The organism is Gordonia sp. SID5947 (assembly GCF_009862785.1).
In the GTDB taxonomy this organism is placed as follows: domain Bacteria; phylum Actinomycetota; class Actinomycetes; order Mycobacteriales; family Mycobacteriaceae; genus Gordonia.
The window spans coordinates 2,028,095-2,050,083 of record NZ_WWHU01000001.1; the positions used below are offsets into that span (position 1 = coordinate 2,028,095).

General features: G+C 66.6%; 19 protein-coding genes and 1 tRNA gene. 6 read left to right on the forward strand and 14 right to left on the reverse strand.

From position 1 onward, the window contains the following. Positions 1-160: 160 nt before the first annotated feature. Complete coding sequence (locus tag GTV32_RS09380) at positions 161-1,153, forward strand: M23 family metallopeptidase (protein ID WP_343287445.1); 993 nt, start codon at positions 161-163, stop codon at positions 1,151-1,153. Between the two features lie 36 nt (positions 1,154-1,189). Here the strand turns inward: GTV32_RS09380 and GTV32_RS09385 are convergent, their stop codons facing one another. Then, entirely contained in the window at positions 1,190-3,700 is a 2,511-nt protein-coding gene (locus GTV32_RS09385) for a UvrD-helicase domain-containing protein (RefSeq protein WP_161059999.1), read from the reverse strand. Between the two features lie 156 nt (positions 3,701-3,856). Then, on the reverse strand, positions 3,857-5,716 hold the full coding sequence (locus tag GTV32_RS09390; protein WP_161060001.1) for a hypothetical protein: 1,860 nt from the start codon (positions 5,714-5,716) through the stop codon (positions 3,857-3,859). Between the two features lie 46 nt (positions 5,717-5,762). Between GTV32_RS09390 and GTV32_RS09395 the strand changes: the two genes are divergently transcribed. Both GTV32_RS09395 and pgi read left to right on the forward strand, forming a co-directional pair. Continuing rightward, positions 5,763-6,107, forward strand: coding sequence for a chorismate mutase (locus GTV32_RS09395; protein WP_343287266.1), 345 nt, complete (start codon positions 5,763-5,765; stop codon positions 6,105-6,107). Between the two features lie 85 nt (positions 6,108-6,192). Continuing rightward, positions 6,193-7,911 (forward strand): glucose-6-phosphate isomerase, encoded by a 1,719-nt coding sequence (gene pgi / locus GTV32_RS09400; protein ID WP_161060003.1) that lies wholly within the window; start codon positions 6,193-6,195, stop codon positions 7,909-7,911. 3 nt (positions 7,912-7,914) lie between these two features. Here the strand turns inward: pgi and GTV32_RS09405 are convergent, their stop codons facing one another. Beyond that, positions 7,915-8,448, reverse strand: coding sequence for a hypothetical protein (locus GTV32_RS09405; protein ID WP_161060005.1), 534 nt, complete (start codon positions 8,446-8,448; stop codon positions 7,915-7,917). Between the two features lie 19 nt (positions 8,449-8,467). Between GTV32_RS09405 and GTV32_RS09410 the strand changes: the two genes are divergently transcribed. Then, positions 8,468-9,145, forward strand: a complete 678-nt coding sequence (locus GTV32_RS09410; RefSeq protein ID WP_343287267.1) for a hypothetical protein — start codon at positions 8,468-8,470, stop codon at positions 9,143-9,145. A 12-nt stretch (positions 9,146-9,157) separates the two neighbouring features. Here the strand turns inward: GTV32_RS09410 and GTV32_RS09415 are convergent, their stop codons facing one another. The 5 genes from GTV32_RS09415 to GTV32_RS09435 form a co-directional block, all read right to left on the reverse strand. Beyond that, entirely contained in the window at positions 9,158-9,907 is a 750-nt protein-coding gene (locus tag GTV32_RS09415; RefSeq protein WP_161060007.1) for an SDR family oxidoreductase, read from the reverse strand. Between the two features lie 71 nt (positions 9,908-9,978). Beyond that, complete coding sequence (locus GTV32_RS09420) at positions 9,979-11,019, reverse strand: aminotransferase class I/II-fold pyridoxal phosphate-dependent enzyme (protein ID WP_161060009.1); 1,041 nt, start codon at positions 11,017-11,019, stop codon at positions 9,979-9,981. Beyond that, on the reverse strand, positions 11,016-12,047 hold the full coding sequence (locus GTV32_RS09425; RefSeq protein ID WP_161060011.1) for a 3-oxoacyl-[acyl-carrier-protein] synthase III C-terminal domain-containing protein: 1,032 nt from the start codon (positions 12,045-12,047) through the stop codon (positions 11,016-11,018). The genes GTV32_RS09420 and GTV32_RS09425 overlap by 4 nt, the downstream gene beginning before the upstream one ends. After that, complete coding sequence (locus tag GTV32_RS09430) at positions 12,044-12,706, reverse strand: SRPBCC family protein (RefSeq protein ID WP_161060013.1); 663 nt, start codon at positions 12,704-12,706, stop codon at positions 12,044-12,046. Before GTV32_RS09430 ends, GTV32_RS09425 begins: the two co-directional genes overlap by 4 nt. A gap of 11 nt (positions 12,707-12,717) precedes the next feature. Further along, entirely contained in the window at positions 12,718-14,382 is a 1,665-nt protein-coding gene (locus tag GTV32_RS09435) for a thiamine pyrophosphate-binding protein (protein WP_161060015.1), read from the reverse strand. Between the two features lie 172 nt (positions 14,383-14,554). On the opposite strand from GTV32_RS09435, the gene GTV32_RS09440 reads away from it, so the two are divergent. Further along, positions 14,555-15,976, forward strand: a complete 1,422-nt coding sequence (locus GTV32_RS09440; RefSeq protein WP_202421721.1) for a HAMP domain-containing sensor histidine kinase — start codon at positions 14,555-14,557, stop codon at positions 15,974-15,976. Here the strand turns inward: GTV32_RS09440 and GTV32_RS09445 are convergent. Continuing rightward, the gene (locus tag GTV32_RS09445) at positions 15,955-16,626 is read right to left on the reverse strand and encodes a response regulator transcription factor (RefSeq protein ID WP_161060017.1); all 672 of its coding nucleotides are present in this window, start codon (positions 16,624-16,626) and stop codon (positions 15,955-15,957) included. The two genes, GTV32_RS09440 and GTV32_RS09445, sit on opposite strands and share 22 nt — an antisense overlap. Positions 16,627-16,779: 153 nt before the next feature. Further along, positions 16,780-17,682 (reverse strand): Fpg/Nei family DNA glycosylase, encoded by a 903-nt coding sequence (locus tag GTV32_RS09450; RefSeq protein ID WP_161060019.1) that lies wholly within the window; start codon positions 17,680-17,682, stop codon positions 16,780-16,782. A gap of 25 nt (positions 17,683-17,707) precedes the next feature. Between GTV32_RS09450 and GTV32_RS09455 the strand changes: the two genes are divergently transcribed. Next, a complete protein-coding gene (locus tag GTV32_RS09455) occupies positions 17,708-18,448 on the forward strand; it encodes a 3'(2'),5'-bisphosphate nucleotidase CysQ (RefSeq protein ID WP_161060021.1) in 741 nt (246 codons plus the stop codon). Between the two features lie 123 nt (positions 18,449-18,571). On the opposite strand, the gene cobF is transcribed toward GTV32_RS09455, so the two are convergent. The 4 genes from cobF to GTV32_RS09475 all read right to left on the reverse strand — a co-directional run bounded on the left by cobF (position 18,572) and on the right by GTV32_RS09475 (position 21,712). Continuing rightward, positions 18,572-19,327 (reverse strand): precorrin-6A synthase (deacetylating), encoded by a 756-nt coding sequence (gene cobF, locus GTV32_RS09460; protein WP_161060023.1) that lies wholly within the window; start codon positions 19,325-19,327, stop codon positions 18,572-18,574. A 4-nt stretch (positions 19,328-19,331) separates the two neighbouring features. Then, on the reverse strand, positions 19,332-20,153 hold the full coding sequence (locus GTV32_RS09465) for an SDR family oxidoreductase (RefSeq protein WP_343287268.1): 822 nt from the start codon (positions 20,151-20,153) through the stop codon (positions 19,332-19,334). Between the two features lie 37 nt (positions 20,154-20,190). Continuing rightward, positions 20,191-21,351 carry a hypothetical protein gene (locus GTV32_RS09470; RefSeq protein ID WP_161060027.1) on the reverse strand — a complete coding sequence of 387 codons (1,161 nt, stop codon included), beginning with the start codon at positions 21,349-21,351 and terminating at the stop codon, positions 20,191-20,193. A gap of 288 nt (positions 21,352-21,639) precedes the next feature. Beyond that, positions 21,640-21,712: transfer RNA gene (locus tag GTV32_RS09475), tRNA-Arg, on the reverse strand. Positions 21,713-21,989: the final 277 nt, after the last annotated feature.

Consider the following 21,989-nt stretch of genomic DNA (forward strand, 5'->3'; position numbering starts at 1 on the left):
GTTGGTCACAAAAGGATTACGGACGATAACCCGGGGTCCTCGTTAGCAAAGAGATGAGGTGGACGACTTGACGGGACGCGGTAATCCGGGCCGACCGGTCACCACCGGGCAATCCTTCGCCCGCTTCACCGAAGACCCGTCCGCCACGGATGTCACCACGATCATCCCGATCGACGACTTCACCGACGGCGAGACCACCTGGGACTCGGGTACGTGGGATCGCTACTACCATCCGACCCGCTCCGAGATCACCCAGGACATCCTGATCCCGGAGAACGAGTTCGACGCCTACGAGCACGACGAGCCGTTCGACGTCGACGGCGCCCGCCCCGACAGCTTCTCGCTCGAGAGCACCGCCGGAAGCGACGAGCGTCCCCTGCACATCTCCGACGACAAGCCCTTCCGCACGCGGGCCGCTCAGAACGGCGCTGTACGCCGCGGCGGCAAACACCGCATCAGCGCTCCCCCGGCCGCCCTCAAAGGCGGCCGTGCCGCTCTCATCGCCATGGCGGCCGGCGCGGCCGTGGCCGCGGTGGCACAGGTCGGTTCCACAGACACCACTCCCACCGCACCCACCAACGCGGCCAACGTCGACACGACCAGCGAGGTACCCGACCTCGGACCCGGCGTCGCCGCGGCCGCCCCGGCGAAGGACATGAACACCTTCACCGACCAGTTGGCCATCGGGAAGCAACGCGCGGCCGCCGAAGAGCAGCGCGAGAACCTCCTCCGCCGTCCGCTGTTCGAGTCGCCCATACCGATGGGCCATTACGACTTCACGTCCACCTACGCCAACCGCTGGGGGAGCTTCCACGGAGGCATCGACCTCGCCGCACCCCTCGGCACCCCGATTCACGCCGCCACCGACGGTGTCGTCGTGGAAGCCGGTCCCGCGTCGGGTTACGGCAACTGGGTACAGGTCCAGGCCGCCGACGGCACCATCACGATGTACGGCCACATGGCGTCGTCCGGCGTCCTGGTCCAGAAGGGGCAGCACGTCACCGCGGGCGACGTCATCGCACTCGTCGGCAGCGAGGGTTTCTCCACCGGCCCGCATTGCCATTTCGAAGTCTGGAAGAACGGGAACACCAAGATCGATCCCGCACCCTGGCTCGCCGAGCACGGCGTGAAGCTCGCCAATTTCAGCGGCTGACAGACCTGCACGACCCGCCCGTCGAGAGGGCCGTGCCTAGAGCTTGTCGCCGGGGAGCCCACCTGCGGTCAGCAACGTGACCCGTCCGACGTTGCCGCCGAAATCGAACGTGATGCGCTCGGTCGCGCCATTGCCCTCTTTGGCCACCGCCTTGCCCATCCCGTACTTCGGGTGGTTGATGCGGTCCCCGACCTCGTAGTGCACCTGCTTGTTGCGACCACGCGTCGGGTCCGATGAATACGACGACCGGCCGCGGTCTCCTCCGAAGCCACCGCCCCCGAAGCCCGAGCCGGCACGACCGAAGACTCCGCCGGTCGACGACAGATGTCTGCTTGCCGAGCGTCGCGGTTCGGTGCGTCGCCAATCCAGCAGATGCTGCGGGATCTCTTGCAGGAAGCGCGATTCCGGGTTCGACACCGGCTGCCCCCAGGAAGCCCGGGTCACCGATCGGGTGAGGTACAGGCGCTCCTTGGCCCGCGTGATCCCCACATAGGCGAGTCGTCGCTCCTCGCTGAGTTCGGCGGGATCGCCGAGCGCCCGCAGATGCGGGAAATGACCGTCTTCCCAGCCGGTTACGAAGACAACCGGGAACTCCAGGCCCTTGGCTGTGTGGAGGGTCATCATGGTGACCACTCCCTCGCCCTCGTCGGGCACCTGATCGGCGTCGGCGACCAGCGAGACCTTCTCCAGGAAAGCAGCGAGCGACCCCGGCTCGGGTTCACCGTCGTTGTCGGGACGCTCGTCGAGGTCGATGTCCACATCCGTGGTGTCGTCGGCGGACAACCCGGCGGCATCGGCACTGAATTCCCTTGCCACCGCGACGAGTTCGTTGATGTTGTCCAGGCGCGCACCATCCTGTGGATCACGGGAGGCCTCGAGTTCGGTCCGGTAACCGGTCCGCTCGACGATCGCATCAACGAGCTCACCGATGTCGGCGCCCTCCTCGGTGGCGTCGACGACCGCGACGTCCTCGCTCGCCTCACCCGCCGCACCGAACGTCGCGAGGAAATCGTTGCGCAACCCTTCGATGAGATCCACGAAGCCGCCGATCTGTTTCACCGCACGGGTATTCAGCAACGGCACGTTTCCTTCGGCGCCCTCGACGAGGGCCTCGTAGAATCCGATCCCCCGGTTCTCGGCGTGCACCGCTACGCACGCCTCGGCCCGATCGCCGATGCCGCGCCGCGGCGTGTTGAGTATGCGCCGCAGACTGACCGAGTCATCCGGGTTGGCCACCACCCGCAGGTACGCGACGATGTCGCGCACCTCTTTGCGCTCGTAGAACTTCGTCCCGCCGACCACCTTGTACGGGATGCCATGACGCACGAAGACCTCTTCGAGCGATCGTGACCCGGTGTTGGTGCGATAGAACACCGCGATGTCGGAGTAGGAGTGGCTCGACGACCCGCCGATCGAATAGTCGGTGAGTTCCTCGATCTCCTTGGCGATGAACAACGATTCTTCGCGATCGGAATCAGCCACATAGCCGACGATCAGTTCGCCGTCGCCCGAATCGGTCCACAACCGCTTCTCGCGCCGGTTCGTGTTCCGTGCGATCACGGCATTCGCGGCCGACAGGATCGTCTGGGTGGAACGATAATTCTGCTCGAGCAGGATGCTCTCGGCGTTCGGGAAGTCGCGTTCGAACTCCTCGATGTTGCGGATCGTCGCGCCGCGGAACGCATAGATCGACTGGTCGGCATCGCCCACCACGCACAGTTCCGACGGCGACACCTGCGAGTCGGCGGCCTCGTCTCCGACCAGTTCGCGGATGAATACGTACTGGGCGTGGTTGGTGTCCTGGTATTCGTCGACCATCACGTGCCGGAACCGGCGGCGGTAGTATTCCGCCACCTCCGGATGACGTTGGAGCAGCGACACCGTCTCGCCGATCAGGTCGTCGAAGTCGAAGGCGTTCGCGGTCTGCAGACGACGCTGGTACTCCGCGTAGATCTGCGCCACCACCAGCACCGATGGTTCGCCGTCGGAGGCCGCGGCCAGTGCCGCGTCCGGATCGATGAGCTCGTTCTTCAGGTTCGAGATGTTCACCGAGACGCCACGCGGACTGAACTTCTTCGGATCGAGCTGCATGTCGCGGATGATCATGCCCAGCAAGCGCTTCGAATCATCCGCGTCGTAGATGGAGAAGTTCGAGTTACGTGAGCCGAGCAGCGCCGACTGTGCGCGCAGGATGCGCACACAGGTGGAGTGGAACGTCGACACCCACATGTACGCCGCACGCGGGCCGACCAGTTCGATCACCCGCTCCCGCATCTCGGCGGCGGCCTTGTTGGTGAAGGTGATCGCCAGGATCTGGCCGGGCGTCGTGTCACGCTCGGCCAACAGGTAGGCGATCCTGCGTGTCAACACCGCCGTCTTGCCCGAGCCCGCGCCCGCGACGATCAGCAGCGGACCACCGGCATGCAGGACCGCCGCGCGTTGCTGAGGGTTGAGACCATCGAGAAGGCGGGCGGCGCGGTCGTCGGACGCGATTCCGGTGCCGGAGTCCTGGGAGGTCTGGGCCGTTTCGCGGGTAGAGCTTGTCATCGGGATTCAGATTACTCCGGCGTTGTGACAGCCGACCCGCTCGCACCGCCCCGACATTCACGCGGCGGTCACGGTACGGCCGACATCGAGGAGTCGAACCATTCGGGAAGGGTTGCTCATCCGGCCACGGCAGCTCCGAACGGTTCTGACGAGGACTCAGCCGACGAGTCTGGCCTCGGCGACCTCACCGACCCGACCTTCGCCGGTGTGCAACGAAAGCCCAGGGGTGATCGGCCGTACGTTGACGTACCTGCCCCGTCCCTCGAGTTGGACATAGGCGACGTGCAATCCGGCTCTCACCGGTACCCGGACCGTGCGGCCGCCGTCGAGCGCCATGTCGACATCACCGTCCATGTCCGCGCAGTAGCTGACGGCGACCGTCCAACGCCATTGGAGCAGCGGCCCATCGAGAACGAGCCGGCGGGGACCATGCACCTCTGGACGGCTGCACGACCCCCGGCCCGGTCGCACGGTGCGGGCCGGGGTGACTGCACCAGGCACCATGTTGCCCGCCTTGTCGAGAACATTCAGACGATCGGTCGTCGACGCGAAATCCGGCCGATCCCGCACCCGCCCGAAGGTATGGCTGATCTGGTTGTTCGGGTACGCGACCGGGAGCAGGACCTCCAGCGGGAGCGACTGATCGAACATCGGATGGTCCTGGCCGGCCGCCAATGAGCGCTTCGCGTTGGCCAGGTAGTCCCCAGTCGGGTCGTCGCGCCACGAGTTCGAGAAGGACACCAGCGAGATGATCGCCGACACCACTGCCAATGCCCCGGCCAGCGGCACCAGAACCGAGGCGGGCCGTCGTGCCTCCGCGTCACCGCTGTGGCGAGCCGCCACGCCCCGGGCGGTCGGCGGCGATGCGACGATCACAGCGATGGCGATCGTGAGCACCACCGCTGCGTCGGGCAGGTAACGCATGGTCTGCGCGAGCTCGAGTGCGGTGTTGGCACTCGAGCGATTCCACAACACCGGGATCTGCGCCCCGACGACATAGACAGCGGTGCAGACGAGCACCGCCACGGCTCCTCGCCGCCGGGAAACCGACCACCAGACAAGCGCAGCCAGGACCACCCAGCCGAGAACGATCATCCAGAGGGGTGGGAAGCCCATCGGAGGGCTCGGTACCCAGCGCTCCCATTCCCAGGGACCGCCGACCAGCGACGGGATGACCGCATCGTTGATCGACCGCCACACCAGCCGCATCGTCTGCGTCGCCGAGTGTTGGCCCGCGGTCGCGTCGGAGACGGAGAAGAACACCACCGTCCACACCACGAAGACGATCCCCAGCGACACCCACAGCGCCCGGGCGCCGGTGAATGCCCTGATGAGCGGACTGTCCGGCCGTTCGGGATCGGTGTCGGAGGCCGTCTGCGTGTCGTCGTCGAGACGATCGACGTAACGGGCGGCCAGCACCGCGGCGACGAACGCCACCGGCAGGATGAAGAGGGACTTCTCGAAGAAGGCCAGCGCGACCACGAAAACCACCGTCGACCGGATCACGATCATCCGGGCGTCCGGTCGACGGCCACGCGCCCTGGTCAGCAACACGGCATCCGCGACGATCCAGGCCATCGCCGCCTGCATCGGCAACGTGTTGAGCGCCGCCGCCCACCAGGCGAACGCCGGAACCGTCATCGGGCTGAACAGATAGAAGGTCAGCGCGGCGAGCGCCGCCAACCCGACTCGTGGTCCGGCGATCACCCGAATCATCCGCCAGACCGACAGCGAGGCGAGAGCCTGCAGCACGATCATGCTGATCGCCGGTACCAGCCAGTTCACCGGAGCGATCACCGTCGACAGGCCCGCCACCAGGAACGCCGCAGGCATGAAATGTCCGTCGTGACTGTGTCCGAGGTAGTCCCAGCTGAGGATCGGCATCGTCGACGCCCGCCCGATGAGGACCAGGTCGTCCCAGTAGAAGTTGCCGGTGGCAGCAAGCCATCCACGGACGAGGAGCTGTATGAGTATCAACGCGATGGCAACCGACGACACTGTCCCCCTGCTCAGCATGGGCTCCAGTCTCACGGCCGGTGGGACCCGTGGCAAAATCGGTCGGGTGACTGACGCCAACACCCCCGACGACAAGGTCGGCGACGATACGGGCACCACCGGTTTCGACGTGGACGCCTACGACCTGTCCGCCGATGTCACGACATTGCCCGATGACATCGATCTGCTGCGCGGCGAGATCGACCGCATGGACGCGATGATCCTCGCTGCGGTCAAACGCCGCTCGGCGGTCTCGAAGAAGATCGGCGCCGCCCGGATGGCGTCGGGCGGCCCGCGCCTGGTGCACAGCCGCGAGGTGAAGGTCCTCGACCGGTTCGCCGAACTCGGACAGGAAGGCCACACCCTGGCGATGCTATTGCTGCGTCTGGGCCGCGGACCGCTCGGCCGCTGAGTCGTACAGCGACCCCGCGTCATCCGGCCGCACGCACGTCGCCGCGCCGTCGCGAGGCGGGCATCGACGGCATAGGGTGAAACCCATGAGCGACGTCTCCAGCAGCGATTTCGACAGCAGCGACCACGACGACATCACCGCGACCCAGTCCTGGCAGGCGCTCGCCGCGCATCAGCCACATGTGTACGCGATGCATCTGCGTGAGGTGTTCGCAGTGGACCCGGATCGCGGTCGGGAACTGACGGTCGACGTCGGCGATCTGCACATCGACTACTCGAAGCATCGCGTCCTCCGTGAGACCCTCGAACTGCTGGCGAGTCTCGCGCGCGAGGTCGGCCTGGAAGATCGTCGTGACGACATGTTCGCCGGTGAGCACATCAACACCTCGGAAGATCGTGCGGTCCTGCACACCGCCCTACGCCTGCCGGTCGATGCGACGTTGCATGTCGACGGCCAGGACGTGGTCGCCGACGTCCACGAAGTACTCACCGCGATGGGCGAGTTCACCGACAAGCTGCGCAGCGGCGAATGGAAGGGTCATACCGGCAAGCCCATCACCGATGTCGTCAACATCGGCATCGGCGGCTCCGATCTGGGCCCCGCGATGGTCTACCGGGCGCTTCGTCATTACGTGGACGCAGGCATCCACTGCCATTTCGTGTCGAATGTCGATCCTGCCGACTTGGTCGGCACCCTCGCCGGTCTCGACGCGGAGACCACGCTGTTCGTCATCGCTTCCAAGACGTTCACCACGCTGGAGACACTCACCAACGCCGCTGCGGCACGCACGTGGCTCCTCAAGGAACTCGGTGCGGGCGACGACGCCGTCGCCAAGCATTTCGTCGCCGTGAGCACCAATGCGGGCGAGGTCGCGAAGTTCGGCATCGACACGGTCAACATGTTCGGGTTCTGGGACTGGGTGGGCGGACGCTACTCGGTGGACTCGGCGATCGGGCTGTCGGTGATGGCCGCAATCGGCAAAGAGCGGTTCGCCGAGTTCCTCGCAGGCTTCCACGTCGTCGACGAACATTTCCGCACCGCACCCCTCGAACAGAACGCGCCGGTCATCCTCGGCCTGATCGGACTCTGGTACAACAACTTCTGGGATGCCCAGTCGCGCGTGGTCCTCCCGTACTCCGATGACATGGCCCGGTTTGCCGCTTACCTGCAGCAGCTGACCATGGAATCCAACGGCAAGTCGGTCACCGCCCATGGCCACCACGTCACGACCGACACGGGCGAGGTGTTCTGGGGCGAGCCGGGAACCAACGGCCAACACGCCTTCTATCAGCTCCTCCATCAGGGCACCCGGATGATCCCGGCCGATTTCATCGGCTTCGCAGAGCCCACCGACGACCTGCCGGTGTTGTCGCCCAACCAGAATCCCGGCCGGGCCGACGAAACCGGCTCCATGCACGACCTGCTGATGAGCAACTACTTTGCGCAGACCAAGGTGCTGGCGTTCGGCAAGACCGCCGACGAAATCGCCGACGAGGGTGTGCCACCGAATGTGGTGGCACACAAGGTGATGCCCGGCAATCGGCCGTCCACATCGATCCTCGCCCCGCAGCTCACGCCGTCGGTCATCGGCCAGTTGATCGCCTTGTACGAGCACCAGGTGTTCGTCGAAGGGATGATCTGGGGTGTCAACCCGTTCGATCAGTGGGGGGTCGAACTGGGCAAGACCCAGGCCAAAGAGATGCTCGAAGTCATCGTGGAGGCACAATCGCCTGCCCTACAAGATGATTCGTCGACCGACGATCTCGTGCGGTGGTATCGCGAGCACCGCGGCCGCGCGCGGTAGCGGTTACTGCCAGCGCGTCTCGTCGAAGACTTCGTCGGGGATCTCGTCGCCCGGTTGGACGCCGAGAGCTTCCATGCGTCCCATCAGGGCCGCGGCCACGGCCACGAACGTGATCAGATCCTGTGGCTCCGTGGACCGTTCCGCCGGATCGCCACCCATGAACTCCAACAAGGCCGGCGGCACGCAGTCGCCCATGTCGATCGACCGCTGTCCGGTCGCCGTCCGCCACGCGTCGAAACCGGCCGCGTCGACCGCCTCGGCGATGTCGCCGCTGCGTACCGCCTCGAGCACCTCGTCCACCGATGTCAGCGGACCGCTGCTACCGCTGGACGCATCGAAACCGACCACGGTGTCGGCAGCGATCTCCGGATCGTCGTCGAGCGTGAAGTAGACGATGCCGCGCCAGTCCGCACCGAGTACGGCCACGTCGTCGCGGCCGAAGATGTCCGTCAGAAGGTCACTGAGTTCGTCACGACGGCGCTCGCCGAACAACTGAAACGCGCCATTGGCCACAACCTGCCCCTGCTTTGCCGACACATCGGTTACCTTACGCAACGTGAGGCTCTCGCTCCCGAAGATGTCCGCGCCGCGCCGCGTATGGACCGCGGTGTGGCTGGTGGCCGCGCTGACGACGGCGGCGTGCGCGACGTCGTCGACGACCGCGGACGTCGAGCCGCCGACCTCGGTGCCCACCAGCGCGGCGGTCAGCGTACCGGGGGGTCAGGTCGCCCGTTCTGCTCCGGGCACCGGGCTGACGTTCGGCGAGAACGCGGTCCTGCCTGCCGACGCGTTCGCCGAGACGGGACCACTGGCGATGTACACGGTCACCGGGATCACCCCGGCCGAAGGCGTGCCCGAGGCCACCACCGAGGGCGGTGCACCCTACTTTCTCTACGTGACGGTGACATCGCTCGCGACCAGGGCGGCGCCGGCACCGGGGGTGATCGGGCTCAGTGCGAGCGCCGACGGGCGGACGCCCGCATTGACCCTCTCCCCGACACCGGGATTGGCGAAGTGTCCGGTCACCACGCCGCCGCCGCAGATGCGGAAGGGTGAATCGTATGCGACCTGCCTGCTCGCGGTCGCCGACGCAGGCCAGCGTCTTCGTCAGGTCATCTACTGGGCAGATACGACGGCGAACCCTGCGCTCGACTACAAGTCGTCGCCGGTGGTCTGGTCGCCGTCCGGGCCGCCTCTCCCGGCTTCCGGCTCACCCGCACCGGCTGCCGGCTGATCGGACCGCCGTCTAGACCATCCGCCGCGTGATCGAAGACGGCAGGTGACGCAACGCAGCCGCGATCGGCACCCACGGCCATCGTGGTACGGGCGCCCAGGCAGTCTCTTTCTCGATGGCCGACACCATCGCGGCGACCCCTTTGCCGGTGTCGGTCATCATGGCCGTCGTGACACCCCGGTTGATGTCGGTCTCGATATAACCCGGCGCAATGACGGAGATGGTGATCGCGGATCCCGCGAATTCGGCCTGTAGCCCCTGCCCCAGGGCGGAGAGCCCGGCCTTTGATGCCGAATAAGCGGCCTGCGCCCTCGGTAGGCCGCGCACCGCGCTCATCGAGCTGATCAGCACGAGATGCCCGTGATCCTGCGCCCGGAAGATCTCCATCGCCGCCTCGACCTGTGCCAGCGCACCCACCAGGTTCGTCTGTACGGTCTCGAGGTTCGCGGCCGCCATACCCGTTCCGATCGGCGCACCCTTGCCGAGTCCGGCATTGACGATGACCCGGTCGAGTCCTCCGATGTCGTCGGCGAGTTCGGTGAAAACACCTCGGACGGAATCAGTCTCGGTGACGTCGAGACGAGCGGTCGCCACCTGGCCCGCCGACGGTCGCAGTTCGGCCGCCAGGGCGTCGAGCCGATCGAGTCGACGGGCACAGAGCGCCAGATCGCGGCCCATGCCGGCGAACTCGCGGGCCATACCCTCCCCGAGCCCGGAGCTCGCACCGGTGATCAAGATCCTCTGCCGTGTCGTCGCGCTCACGACACACCAATCTACCTGCCGTCCAGGCACTCCGGTCACTGCCCCGGCGCGGCGGACACGGGCACGTTGCCTCAGGCGGTCAGGGCCGTCAACCGCAGCGCCTGGACCACATAGTCGGTGCCTGCACGGTCGCCGATCGTGATGCGCATCCCGTGACCTTCGCACTCCTTGGTCGCCACGCCGCAACTCCGGAGGAGCCGGCCGATGGCAACACCCTCGGGACCGGGCAGGAACAGGAAGTTCGCCTGGCTGGGCAGGGTCGGGCAGCCGATCGCCGCGAGCATGTCAGCCAATCGCCGGCGCTCCGACTTCATCAATCGAACACGCTGTGCGAGTTCGGCTTCCGCGGCAAGGGCGACCGGGACAGCCGCCATCGCGGCCGGCCCGACCGCGAACGGCACCTCGTGCCGACGCACCTGCGACACCACCCCGACGTCACCGATGCCGTATCCGACCCGCAGCGCGGCGAGACCGTACGCCTTGGAGAACGTCCGCAGCGCGAGTACGTCGTCGCGGACGTCGACGAGCAGGTGTAGGTCGGGTGGGTTGTCGCAGAACTCGACGTACGCCTGATCGACCACCGTGAGCACGTGCGGCGGCAGCGCGTCGATGAACTCGTACAGCGCCTGGGGCGCGACCGACGAACCCGTGGGATTGTGTGGGGAGCACACCACCACCGCCACCACCTCGTCGGTCACCGCGGCCCGCAGCAGGTCGAGATCGACGCTGCCATCGCCGGCCAGGGGAACGCCGTGCACACGAAGTCCGACCATCTCCGCGAGAATCGGATATCCGTCGAAGGTGGGCAGCGCGGTCACCAGAGCAGGGCGGCGGATGCCGGCCGCCACGGCACGTTGCGCACAGACCTGCAAGGCCGACAACGCGACCCCCGTCGCGCCGGCGCCGACGGTCACCTGGCGAGCCGGTACACCGAGGTGACCGGCGATGTCCGCGCGGGTCCGGTCGGGCAGGAAGTCGGGGTACCGGTTGGCCTCCGCCATCACGTCTCCCAGTACCGCGGCCACGGCAGGCAATGGCGCATAGGCGGATTCGTTGAGGTCGAGTCGTGCGAGCGGCCAGGGTTGCGCATCCGGTTCGAGCGGCGGACTCATGGTCGGCCGCCCCAGCGGAGCGCCGCGGCAGCGGCGAAGTCGCCTGCGTGGGCGAACGCAGCCGTCATCACCACCTCGCCCTCGCGGATCCGGCCGTCGGTGATCGCGGTGTCTAGGGTTACCGGGATACCGACCGCGAAGAGATTTCCGCACTCGTCGAAGGTGTCGGGGTGTCGATGCTCCGGGAGTTCCAGCGCCTCACGCCAATTGCGCAGGAAGATGCGGTTCGGCTGATTGGTGACGAACCAGTCCAGATCTGCCGGTGCGATGCCGATCGTGTCGGCCACCTCGATCGCCACCTCGGGCACCATCCGGTTGCCGCGGGCGAGGACCTTGGCGATCTTCGCTTCGGTGAACCCGATGTGGATCTGGCCCGGACCCGCTTCCCAGTATTTGCGCTGCGGCTCGGCCACCCCGGTCATGTCACCGGAGTACTGGCCGTACGACCGGCACGACAGACCGAGAATCGGGCTGCCCTGATCGCCGTCGAGAGTGAGAACGGCGACCGCGGAGCCGTCTCCGGGGATGGCGGCCTGAGGCTTTCCGCGTACCTGTTCCTGAGTGAACACTTGCGCCGCGCTGTTCTGTGCGAGGCCGAGCAGTGCCCGTCGACCACCGTTGGCGCGCAGCAGCGCGGTCGCGAGGTCGATCATGTGGATGAACGCCGCGCATCCGCCGTTGTGGACGTCGAGCACGGTGGACGGCCGCAGACCGAGCCGATGGGCCACTTCACCACCGCATCCGCGCACCGGCACCTCGGGCAACTGACTGTGCGTGAGCACCACATCCACGTCGTCGAAGAAGGCGTCACCATGGCGTTCGGTGAGCACGCGTGCCGCGGACAGCATCATGTCGGCCGAGGTCTCCCCGTCCGCCGCATGATGCCGAAAGGCGGGAGCCCGGAACATGACGTTGCCGACGAGATCGTCACTCTCCGCGAACTGCGCGAAATACTCTGCGGACACGCGATTCTCCGGCAGATAGGTGGCGAGATCCACCAGCATCGCCTGTGACGGAACGTATGTCATGAGCGCATCCAATCCGGCGTGATGGGCAGGCCGTTGTGATGCCGGTACTCGGCGATCGCCGTGAGATTTTCGAGTTCGAGTTGGTGACCGGCAGAGAACATGTCCCAGAAATCCCCGACCCATACCGGACGTTCCGGCGGAGCGGTCTCGGGATACGGGTTCTCGTCGTAGAACGGATGATGGCAGTTGTGCCACAGGACCACCGATCCGGGTTTGTCCAGCACCACCTGGGCGTCGACCACCCGCATCAGGTAGATCATCCAGAGATGTTTGCCCTGATCCCATGCACAGTGATAGTCGACCGTCATCGCGTGCGGATTGGCGATGGTCCGGGTGTAGATCTCGGTGTGATCGCCGAGCCGGTCCCGGCCGACCCACAGGCCCGGTTCGTCGGTGGGCACAAAGCCGCGCAGGCTGTACGTCCACTCCTCCAGCGACCGTGTGTCCGACAGCCAGTTGTACAACTCGCGTGGCGGAGCATCCACATATCCCTGGACCGGGCAATAGTCACCGTAGATCTGCTGATGGGGATAAACCGACCTCAGCCGGTCGACGAGCACCGGGGTGGCCACCTCCCGCGGGTGACTCTCGATCCTGGTGATCCCCGGCAGCGTCATCGCGTCGTCACCGAGATCGGCCAGTGGGGTTGTCACGGTCATGCGTGCTCCTTTCAGAGAAACGGGGCGAACGGAGGTAGTTCCTCGGGATCGACGTCGATCACCAGACAGTTCGGCCCGTCGGAGGCAAAGAGTTCGGCGCAGCTCTTCCCGAGTTCGATGACATTCGCGGCGTGTCGGACCACCAGACCGGGGAACATCGCGTCGAGCCCCGCCGCGATTGCGCTCGGCCGGAACCGGTTGACGGTCGGGAACTCCGGGAAATAGAGACGATCGCGTGTGACGCACATGCCGTGTGCGTCGTTGTTGAGGACGATCAGCGTGAGCGGCGCGTCATGCTCGATCGCGGTGTGCATCTCCATGCCATGCATGAAGAAGGCGCCGTCACCGGCGATCACGATCGAGCGCGTTCGGTCGTCCACCACCGCGCACCGCACCGCGTTGCCGACGCCCGACGCGATCGCGTGGCCCATGCCGCCCATGCCGAGCGCGACCGTGAACCGTTGCTCGGGCGAGAACGGCAGGTGGTGAAGCGCGGCCGCCCCGGCATTGCCGGCGTCGGCGAACACCGCGCACGTCGGTGGGAGGTGCGCACCGATCGTCTCGATGACCGCCTGCGAGTCCGGTCGGGACGAGTGTGCGTGCGGTACCTGCAGACGCTCGACGACGACGGCCGGTATCCCCGGTGATCGCGACATCTTCGTGCCGACCAGCTTCGTCAGCATCCGTATCGTGTGCTCGAGATCGTCGGTGACGATCTGTGCGCAGGCGTCGAATCGCGCGCCGTGACGACCGATGGAGGTCAGGTCGGTCGAGTGGAGCGCATCGTCGAGACCGGCCCGATCGGTGATCGACATCCGGCATCCGATCGCGATCACCATCTCCGCCCTATGGATGGCGACGTGCGCACTCGGGTGCCCCATCACGCCGGTGACCCCGGCAAAACCATCGTCGGGCGTCCCGACATCCCGTCCTCCGGGCGACGCCACCGTCGTCGCCCCTACTGTCTCGGCCAGTTCACCGATCTGCGTGCCGAGCCGTTCCCATGACGCCTGTTCACCCACCCACAGACAGACACGTCCCGGCACCGTCGCGGTTGCCGCCAACCGCTCGGCAAGCGCGTCGAGGAGATCGTCCGGAGACGTTGCGTACTTTTCCGGAGGTACGTCGGGGTGAGCCGGAGTCCCGGGCGCCATGGGCGCGGCCTGGACATCCTTCGGCACGATGAGTACGGCGGGCAGTCCACGGTCGAGGGTGTGCCACGCGGTCGCCAGCGCGGCAGCCATCGTCTCCGGCGACGACACCACGGCGCAGGAACCACTCACCGCGGCCATCAGAGCGACCAGGTCGATCGTGTCCGGCGGGTTCAACATGTCCTGGAAGGCACCGCGACCGACCAAACCCGTTGGCGCGCTGCCGATCAGCGCCAGCACGGGTACCCGGCTGTCGTAGGCTTCGGCCAACGCGGGTACGACGTTCATCGCTCCGCCACCAGACGTCGTCATCACCACACCGGGACGACCGGTGACCCGTGTCGTCCCGTCGGCCATCGCGCCCGCGGCGAACTCGTGCTTGGCCACCACCGGGCAGATCCCGACGGCCTGCGCCGCCGCGTACATGTCTTCGATGTTGGCGCCGTGGACCCCGTACGCGACGCGCACGCCCCGATCGTGGAGCACCTCCATGAGATGCTCCGCCGTCGACCGGTCTCGCGCCATGGCACAACCATGCGTCTCGGGCGCTGAAGGTTTGCTGAAAGCGCGCTCTGGCCGAGGGGACCTCACGGGAATACGCTCGATGTGCACACGGCGTACATCGAAGGGTCACCTGATCGTGGCGATCACGCGAGAGAGCTTGCCGCACGTCATCCGGCACCGCGGTGGTGTGCGCATGCAATCGACGATCATTGCCGCCGCCGTCGTCACGGTGGCCTTGGCGGTCGGCGGGATGGCGATGCTGTTCATGCTGCATCGGGCCAACAACGAGGCGATGTACCGCTCCACCGGCCGACAGGCCTATCAGATCGCGGCCGCGATCGAGCGCCGCGGTGTGCCCGGCGTCGACATGGACGACCTGGCGCCCGGCGCCGGTGTCGACGTCATCCAGGTGATCGACGCGGACGGCCGGGTGGTGCGATCGTCGCCGGGCGCCCCCACCGGTCCGATCATCGAGATCGACCAGGCACCACACACCTACCGCTACTTCGACGATGTCTCGATACCGGGGTTCAGTGGGGAGTTCTGCGCCACCGCGGTGGGGGCCGAGTACGGCGATCAGTACTTCACGGTGTTGGCACTCGACCGCGCGACCGGTGTGCGCCACAGCGAGTGGATCACGGGGATCATCCTGGCAGTCGAGATCCCGCTGTTGGTGGTCGTCGCCGCGGGCGCGGTGTACCTCCTGGTCGGCCGATCGTTACGCCCGGTATCCCGGATAACCAAGCAGGTCAACGAGATCACTGCGACCGCACTCGAGCAACGGGTGCCGGTACCGGCAGCCGACGACGAGATCAGCACCCTCGCGACCACCATGAACGACATGCTGTCGCGGCTGGAGAACGCGCGCGAAGCCCAACTCCGTTTTGTCGCGGACGCCTCGCACGAGTTACGCAGTCCGCTGACGAGCATCGTCGGCATACTCGATCTCGCCGACGACACCGATTCGTCCGTCGACCTGCCGACTGTTCGGACGATCCTGCTGCCGGAAGCGAAGCGGATGCAGGTGATGGTCGACGATCTGCTCATGCTGGCCCGCGCCGACGAGAACGGCCTCACCGTGAACCTCGACGAGATCGACCTCGATGACGTGGTGGCAGCTGAGGTCGCTCGCGTCCGGTCGCTCGGTTCGGCGCGAATCCGCCTGCACATCACACCGATTCGGATGATCGGCGACAGCGACAAGATCACTCGCGCACTGCGCAACGTCATCGACAACGCGGTCCGGCATGCCCGTTCCATGGTATCGGTGACGATGCACGCCGAGCGCGACGTCGCCGTGGTGACGATCGCCGATGACGGTTCCGGCATCCCGGTGCGCGACCGCGACATCGTCTTTCAGCGATTCGCTCGCCTCGACGTGGATCGCCGCAATCAGTTCGGCGCCGGGTTGGGGCTCGCCATCGTCCAAGAGATCGTTCGTGCGCACGGAGGCACCGCGACGATCGGCGAGAGTGACATGGGCGGAGCGACCGTGACGATCACACTGCCATTGGCCGCATCCGAGGTCCGTGACCACACGACACCCGCGACCACCGCGAGCGGATCTGTCCCCGAAGAGGTCTCAGTGAGTCCTCAGACCTCACAGAGCCGGTAGCCGGCGCCACGTACGGTCTCGATCGATCGCACCCCGAACGGATCATCGATTCGCTTGCGCAGATACCGGATGTAGACCTCGACGATGTTCTCGTCACCTTCATAATTCTCATCCCAGATCGATTCCAGGATGAGTCTTTTGGACACCACAGTTTCCTTGTTCCGGATCAGGAACTCCAGGAGCGCGTACTCGCGAGGCGTCAGGGTGACCGGGGTGTCACCCCTGGCCACCTTTCGTTCCGCCGGGTCGAGGGTGAGGCTGCCTGCCCTGAGGATCGCGGGCCGCTCTCGTCCGCCCCGCCGGATCACCGCCCGGAGGTGCGCTTTGAGGACCACCACCGAGAAGGGCTTGACCAGATAGTCGTCGGCGCCGTAGTCGAGGGCCTCCGCCTGGTCGTACTCGCCGTCCTTGGCGCTGAGCATCAACACCGGCGTCCAGACCTGTCGTTCACGCATCTCCTGGACGACGCGAAACCCGTTGAGCTTGGGCAGCATGATGTCGAGCACGACCACGTCGAACTGCTCTTCGGTGGCCCGCCACAAACCTTCCGCGCCGTCCGTGGCGACGACGACACTCCATCCCTCGCTCGCCAACACCCGGCGCACGGTTTCCGCCGCCCGCACATCGTCGTCGACAACCAGCACTCGCACCGATCCACCTCGCTCGCCGACGGCTCCCCACGGAGCCCGGCACGAAGCCGACTCGGCCACGATGAGGAACCACGATCTGACCCGTCCCGACCCAGATGTGACCCTACGCCCCGCACGCGTACCGTGCGGTCTCGTCCGTGCCGCCGACCGACGTCACTTCAGCAGACGCGACATACGGCGGTCGGCCAAGACCTTCCCACCGGTCTGGCACGTCGGGCAGTACTGGAACGATCGGTCCGAGAACGACACCTCACGGATCGTGTCGCCGCACACCGGGCACGGCAGTCCGGTTCGCGCGTGCACCTTCAGGCCGGTTCGCTTCTCCGACTTCAACCGGGCGACCTCCTGCCCCTCGAGCCGACCGATCGCGGTGGTGAGCACCGACCGCGTCGTCTCGTAGAGCGAGTCCACCTGGCTGTCACTCAGCGACTTGGCCGAGGCGAACGGCGACAACCGGGCGTCGTGCAGGATCTCGTCGGAGTACGCGTTGCCTATCCCGGCCATCGTGCGCTGGTCGGTGAGGACGTTCTTGATCCGGCCCGTGGTGCCGGCGAGGATCGTGCCGAACTCCGCCCGGGACACCGCGAGGACATCCGGCCCGAGCGATGCGATCCGGTCGACCTCGCCGACCTCGCGCACCACCCACACCGCGAGCCGCTTCTGGGTGCCCGCCTCGGTGACGTCGAACCCCTCACCCGGCAGGCCGCAGTGCACGCGAACCGCTATCGGCCCCTTGCCGCCGGGCCGGGGCGGAGTCTGCGAGAGTTGCTCGCTCCACCGCAGCCATCCCGCCCGCGACAGATGGATCACCAGATTGATCACCGGGTCCCGATCTGTCGCACCGTTGGTGCTGTCCGGCCCGGGAACGGTCCGGATGACCAGGTATTTCCCGATCCGGCCCACGGACTCGATCAGGCGTCCGGTCAACGCCGTGTAGGGCGGATCCGCGGTCTTCAAGACGGCCAGCGACGCGACGTCGACCCGCCGGATGGGAAACCCGGCCGCGCGACCGTCCACATAGGCAGCCACCGCCGCCACCTCAGGGAGCTCAGGCATGGGTCCAGTGTGCTCTAGTAGGAAGATGATCTCCCGCCTTTCCGACGCCGAACTTGCGTCGCGTATCGCCGAAGGTGCGGGCGAGATCCTCGTGGGCGTCCGCCACGGCGGCCTGCTCGGCGGCCGTCACCTCGGTGACGTCGGCGATGCGATGGCACAGGCCTGGATCGCGAATGTCCTGCGACGGCACCGACCGCACGATGCCGTGCTGTCCGAGGAGGGGGCCGACGTCGGCGACCGGGCGACCGCAGACCGCGTGTGGATCATCGATCCACTCGACGGTACGAGCGAGTTCTCCTCGGGCACCGCCGACTGGGCCGTGCATGTGGCGCTCACCGAGTCGGGCGCGGTGTCGTCAGCGGCGGTCGCGCTGCCGGCCGTCGGCGAGGTGTTCCGGTCCGACGCCGTGAAACCGCCGAGTGGGGCCCTCACCGGGCGAATGGCGGCGTCGCGCTATGGCGGGTCCTACGAGAGCGCGTGGGTGTCGCGACGATTGTCGTTGAACATGATCGGTATCGGATCGGCGGGAGCCAAGGCGATGGCGGTCGTCCGTGGCGACGTCGACGCCTACGTGCACGCCGGCGGCCAGTACGAATGGGACAACGCCGCGCCGGTCGGTGTCGCCCTCGCGGCCGATCTGCACTGCAGCCGCCTCGACGGGTCTTCGATCGTCTACAACCAGCCGCATCCCTACATGCCCGACTTCGTCATCTGCCGCAAGGAGATTCGCGATGATCTCCTCGCCGCCCTCGATGAGATCTGGTGATCGGCCCGCTGCCCGCCACCCCGCCGATCGGGCGCAACATCTCGTCGACTGTGCGCAGATTGCGGCGGGGCCGGTGATCGAACGCACGATCGGCGCACGAGTGCGCACGGTCGGCGGGGTGGATCAGCCCTTTCGCAGCAGGTAGATGTCCATGATCCAGCCGATGCGTGCACGCGCCTCGGCCCGTGCCGCGACGATCTGCTCGGCGACGTCTCCGACGCGGCCACTGATCAGGATCTGGTCGTCGGTGCCGACGTAGGCACCCCACCAGATGTGGTCCTCGGGGTCGGCGGTCCGCCGGAATGCCAGCGAGCCGTCGAGCATGACGATCTGATTGGTGTCGGCGCCGCGCGGGGTCTCACCGAGTCGACGCCCCGTCGTGATGTGGACCGGTTCCCCGATCCGGTTGGCCGCGATGCGATGCGCGGCGGTGAGGGCGCTGGCACTGGTCACACCCGGAATCACCTCGACGTCGATCGAGAGCCCGGAATGTTCGGCCAGGTCGTCGACGATGCGCAAGGTGCTGTCGTAGAGCGCGGGGTCACCCCACACCAGGAAGGCCGCCACTCCCCCGTCGGGCACCTCTGTGGTGAGAACGTCGGTGAAGAGCGCGGCACGGGCAGCGTGCCACCGACGGACCTCGGCGTCGTAGTCGGCGGGTTCCCGGTCGCGCGGCGGGTCGACGACCTCGATCACCCGATGGCGGTCCGCGGCATACCTGGCGAGGATATCGCGACGAGTCGCGTTCAACGATCCCTTGTCGTCACCTTTGTCCAGCACGAGAAATGCATCGACGTCGCCGAGGGCGTCGATCGCTTCCAAAGTGATCTGGCGTGGATTGCCCGGGCCCATCCCGATGACCCGCAGTGTGATCTGCATCCGGTCAGATCCGCACCTTGCGCAGACCATGCTTGCGCGCCGTCATGTCCAAGATCAACTGGCGTGGCATCAGCCGTCGCAACGCAAAGACGATCCCCGCCTGATTCCCCTTGGCGTAGAACGGCTTCGGATGATCGGTCAGCGCCGCGTCGACGATGACGGAGGCCATCGTGGTCGCGTCGATCCCGGCATCCTCGTTGTTCCGCGTGGCCGCGGCGAGGGTCTCGTATTCGGCGCGGTACGGGGAGTCGTCGCCGATGTGGATGCTGCGCCGATCCCCGATCCCGGTGGCGATGGTTCCGGGTTCCACCGAGATCATCCGAATTCCGTACGGCGCGACCTCCCGGCGGGTCGCCATCGCGAATGCTTTGAGCGCGGATTTCGTTGCGGCATAATTCGATCGAAAGGCCACCGGGAAACTGGACAGCATGGAACCGACCATCACCACGGTCCCGGTGCCGCGCTCACGCATCCCCGGTAAGACGGCCTTGGTGAGCGCCACCGGCCCGAACACGTTGGTGGCGAACAGATCTTCGATCGCCGTCATCGAGGTGTCCTCGAGCGCACCGGCTTGACTCTCACCCGCGTTGTTGATCAGCACATCGACCGCGCCGACCTCATGCGCACAGTCGATCGCACTCTGATAGTCGGCGTTGTCGAGTCGTACGTAGCTGACTCCCGGAATCGGGTCTGCGACGGCCTCCGGCCTGCGACTGGTGCCGTACACCGTATGCCCGCGCTCCACGAAGAGACGCGCCACCTCGGCCCCGATCCCACTCGAGGCGCCGGTGACCAGAACGACCTTGGAATCCGCTGTAGCAGCCACGGACACACCGTAGCGTGCCGGCCCTGGCGTGCCGTGCTCAGTCCGAAGCGGCCTCCGAGAAGCCGGCCGACTCGGCGGCGGACGCGGATGCGAACCAGACCTCGGGGTCGAGGTCGGCATAGGACGGGTGATCCGGCGTGTAGTAGACGCCGTCGGCGGCACTCACCTTGATCGGGTAGCCGTCGGGCGCCTGTTTCGGATCGCCGAGGGGCAGATGCGCGCCGACCGGGACGGGTTCGTGACGGCCGTTGGCGATGTAATAGCCGACACCGTCGCCGGAACCGTGGGTGACCCTCGGCGTATCGCCGCCGTCAGGAGCGGGTTCGGCGCTCGTCGTTTCCGGTGATTCCTCGACGGTGGGCTCCTCGACGGTGGGCTCCTCGACAGTGGGCTCCTCGACAGCGGCTTCGTCCACGTCGGGCTCCCCGACCGTGGCCTTCCCGACCGTGGGCTCCCCGACAGCGGCTTCGTCCACGTCGGGCTCCTCCGTTGAATCCGCCGTGGTCCCCTCGACGTCACCCTTCGAGGTCGCACCCTCTCGGTGGTCCGTGATCGCCACACCGGCAGCCGCCGTGCCGCCGGCCGCGGCGGCTACAGCCGTCGTCGTGGGGGCGCCGCGATCAAGCGACGGCGATTCCGTGGCGGCCTCGACCGGCTCGGCTTCCGCGGAGACATCAGGCCCGTCGGCCGGTCCTCGCGCCTTGCGGAACAGCCAGATCAAGAAGAGTCCGACCAGGAGCAGCAGGAACGGGATGAGCAGCCACCACCACGACGATCCGTCGGTATCGGAATCCGACGCGCTCGCGGCGGCGGTGGCGTGGACGTCGGGATCTGGCATAGCGGGCATGCTCACGTCGGAGAGTTCCCCCGCCCAGGTGGCATCGGGTGAACTCGTCCACGCTCCCGTCGACTTGCCGTACATCACCTCGTCATATGTCACCGCACCGTTGCCGAACTCTCGTTCGAAGCCCGCGCCGACCGTCGTCAGTTCTCCGGACTCGGCGCCGAGACCGGTGTCCGCCTGGCCACGGTCCGCGGCGCCTGAGCTGATCTGCTCCTCCACTTCGGCGATCGCAGCCCGTGCGTCGCTCTGCGGTTCGGCAACCGCATGCGGCGCCAGCAGCAGCGCCGTGCCGGCCGCCGCGATGAACCCGACTGCCAGACCGTTGCACCTCGCGCGTGTCCGTGATGTGGCCATTGCCTCCTCGACCTCTGCCTTCCTCGACCTCGCCTCACTCGAACCCGTTGTCGTCGACCTCACTGTCATAAACGGCGAAAAATCCGCCCAAAACAACAATTTGCCTCAATGACGCACATAGCACATACCGATCCGAGAAAGTGATCACCGAAAGTTCCCGAACCGCGATCGCGAGATCCGCGAAAACAGACCCTGCAGGTAGAGGGCATCGATGCCCATTCAGCGGCGGGAAAACAATCGATTCAGCGGAAAGAATCCGGAGAGCCGCAACAATGCGCGGCGATGGAGTGCCCCAGGCAGGATTCGAACCTGCGACCCTTCCTTTAGGAGAGGAATGCTCTATCCCCTGAGCTACTGAGGCGGGGACCGACTGCGAGGCCGAGGCGACTGCCCACTGCGGGTTCTTCCTCGACGTTCGTGCCGATCGCGGTCCGTGGAGCCGCTGGGCGCCGGGCGGACTCTTGGAGTCTACGACACGGACTCGGCGCCGGATCGCCGTGGTTTGGGCGGGTTCGCCCTCGACGACAGGCCCCTCGGCCCGCCCGGCAACTCCTTACCGTCTTCACAGACCGCCTCCGTTAGAGTGACGGCGTGGCAGCGAGCCCGTATCCCGACATCACGCCACCCGCACGCCTGGC

Excerpts from the sequence above, each read along its gene's own strand:
- GTV32_RS09440 (WP_202421721.1), top strand. The coding sequence starts at position 14,555 with ATGCAATCGACGATCATTGCCGCCGCCGTCGTCACGGTGGCCTTGGCG.
- GTV32_RS09385 (WP_161059999.1), bottom strand. The coding sequence starts at position 3,700 with ATGACAAGCTCTACCCGCGAAACGGCCCAGACCTCCCAGGACTCCGGC.
- GTV32_RS09430 (WP_161060013.1), bottom strand. The coding sequence starts at position 12,706 with ATGACCGTGACAACCCCACTGGCCGATCTCGGTGACGACGCGATGACG.
- pgi (WP_161060003.1), top strand. The coding sequence starts at position 6,193 with ATGAGCGACGTCTCCAGCAGCGATTTCGACAGCAGCGACCACGACGAC.
- GTV32_RS09450 (WP_161060019.1), bottom strand. The coding sequence starts at position 17,682 with ATGCCTGAGCTCCCTGAGGTGGCGGCGGTGGCTGCCTATGTGGACGGT.
- GTV32_RS09390 (WP_161060001.1), bottom strand. The coding sequence starts at position 5,716 with ATGCTGAGCAGGGGGACAGTGTCGTCGGTTGCCATCGCGTTGATACTC.
- cobF (WP_161060023.1), bottom strand. The coding sequence starts at position 19,327 with ATGCAGATCACACTGCGGGTCATCGGGATGGGCCCGGGCAATCCACGC.
- GTV32_RS09470 (WP_161060027.1), bottom strand. The coding sequence starts at position 21,351 with ATGGCCACATCACGGACACGCGCGAGGTGCAACGGTCTGGCAGTCGGG.
- GTV32_RS09435 (WP_161060015.1), bottom strand. The coding sequence starts at position 14,382 with ATGGCGCGAGACCGGTCGACGGCGGAGCATCTCATGGAGGTGCTCCAC.
- GTV32_RS09455 (WP_161060021.1), top strand. The coding sequence starts at position 17,708 with ATGATCTCCCGCCTTTCCGACGCCGAACTTGCGTCGCGTATCGCCGAA.
- GTV32_RS09425 (WP_161060011.1), bottom strand. The coding sequence starts at position 12,047 with ATGACATACGTTCCGTCACAGGCGATGCTGGTGGATCTCGCCACCTAT.
- GTV32_RS09420 (WP_161060009.1), bottom strand. The coding sequence starts at position 11,019 with ATGAGTCCGCCGCTCGAACCGGATGCGCAACCCTGGCCGCTCGCACGA.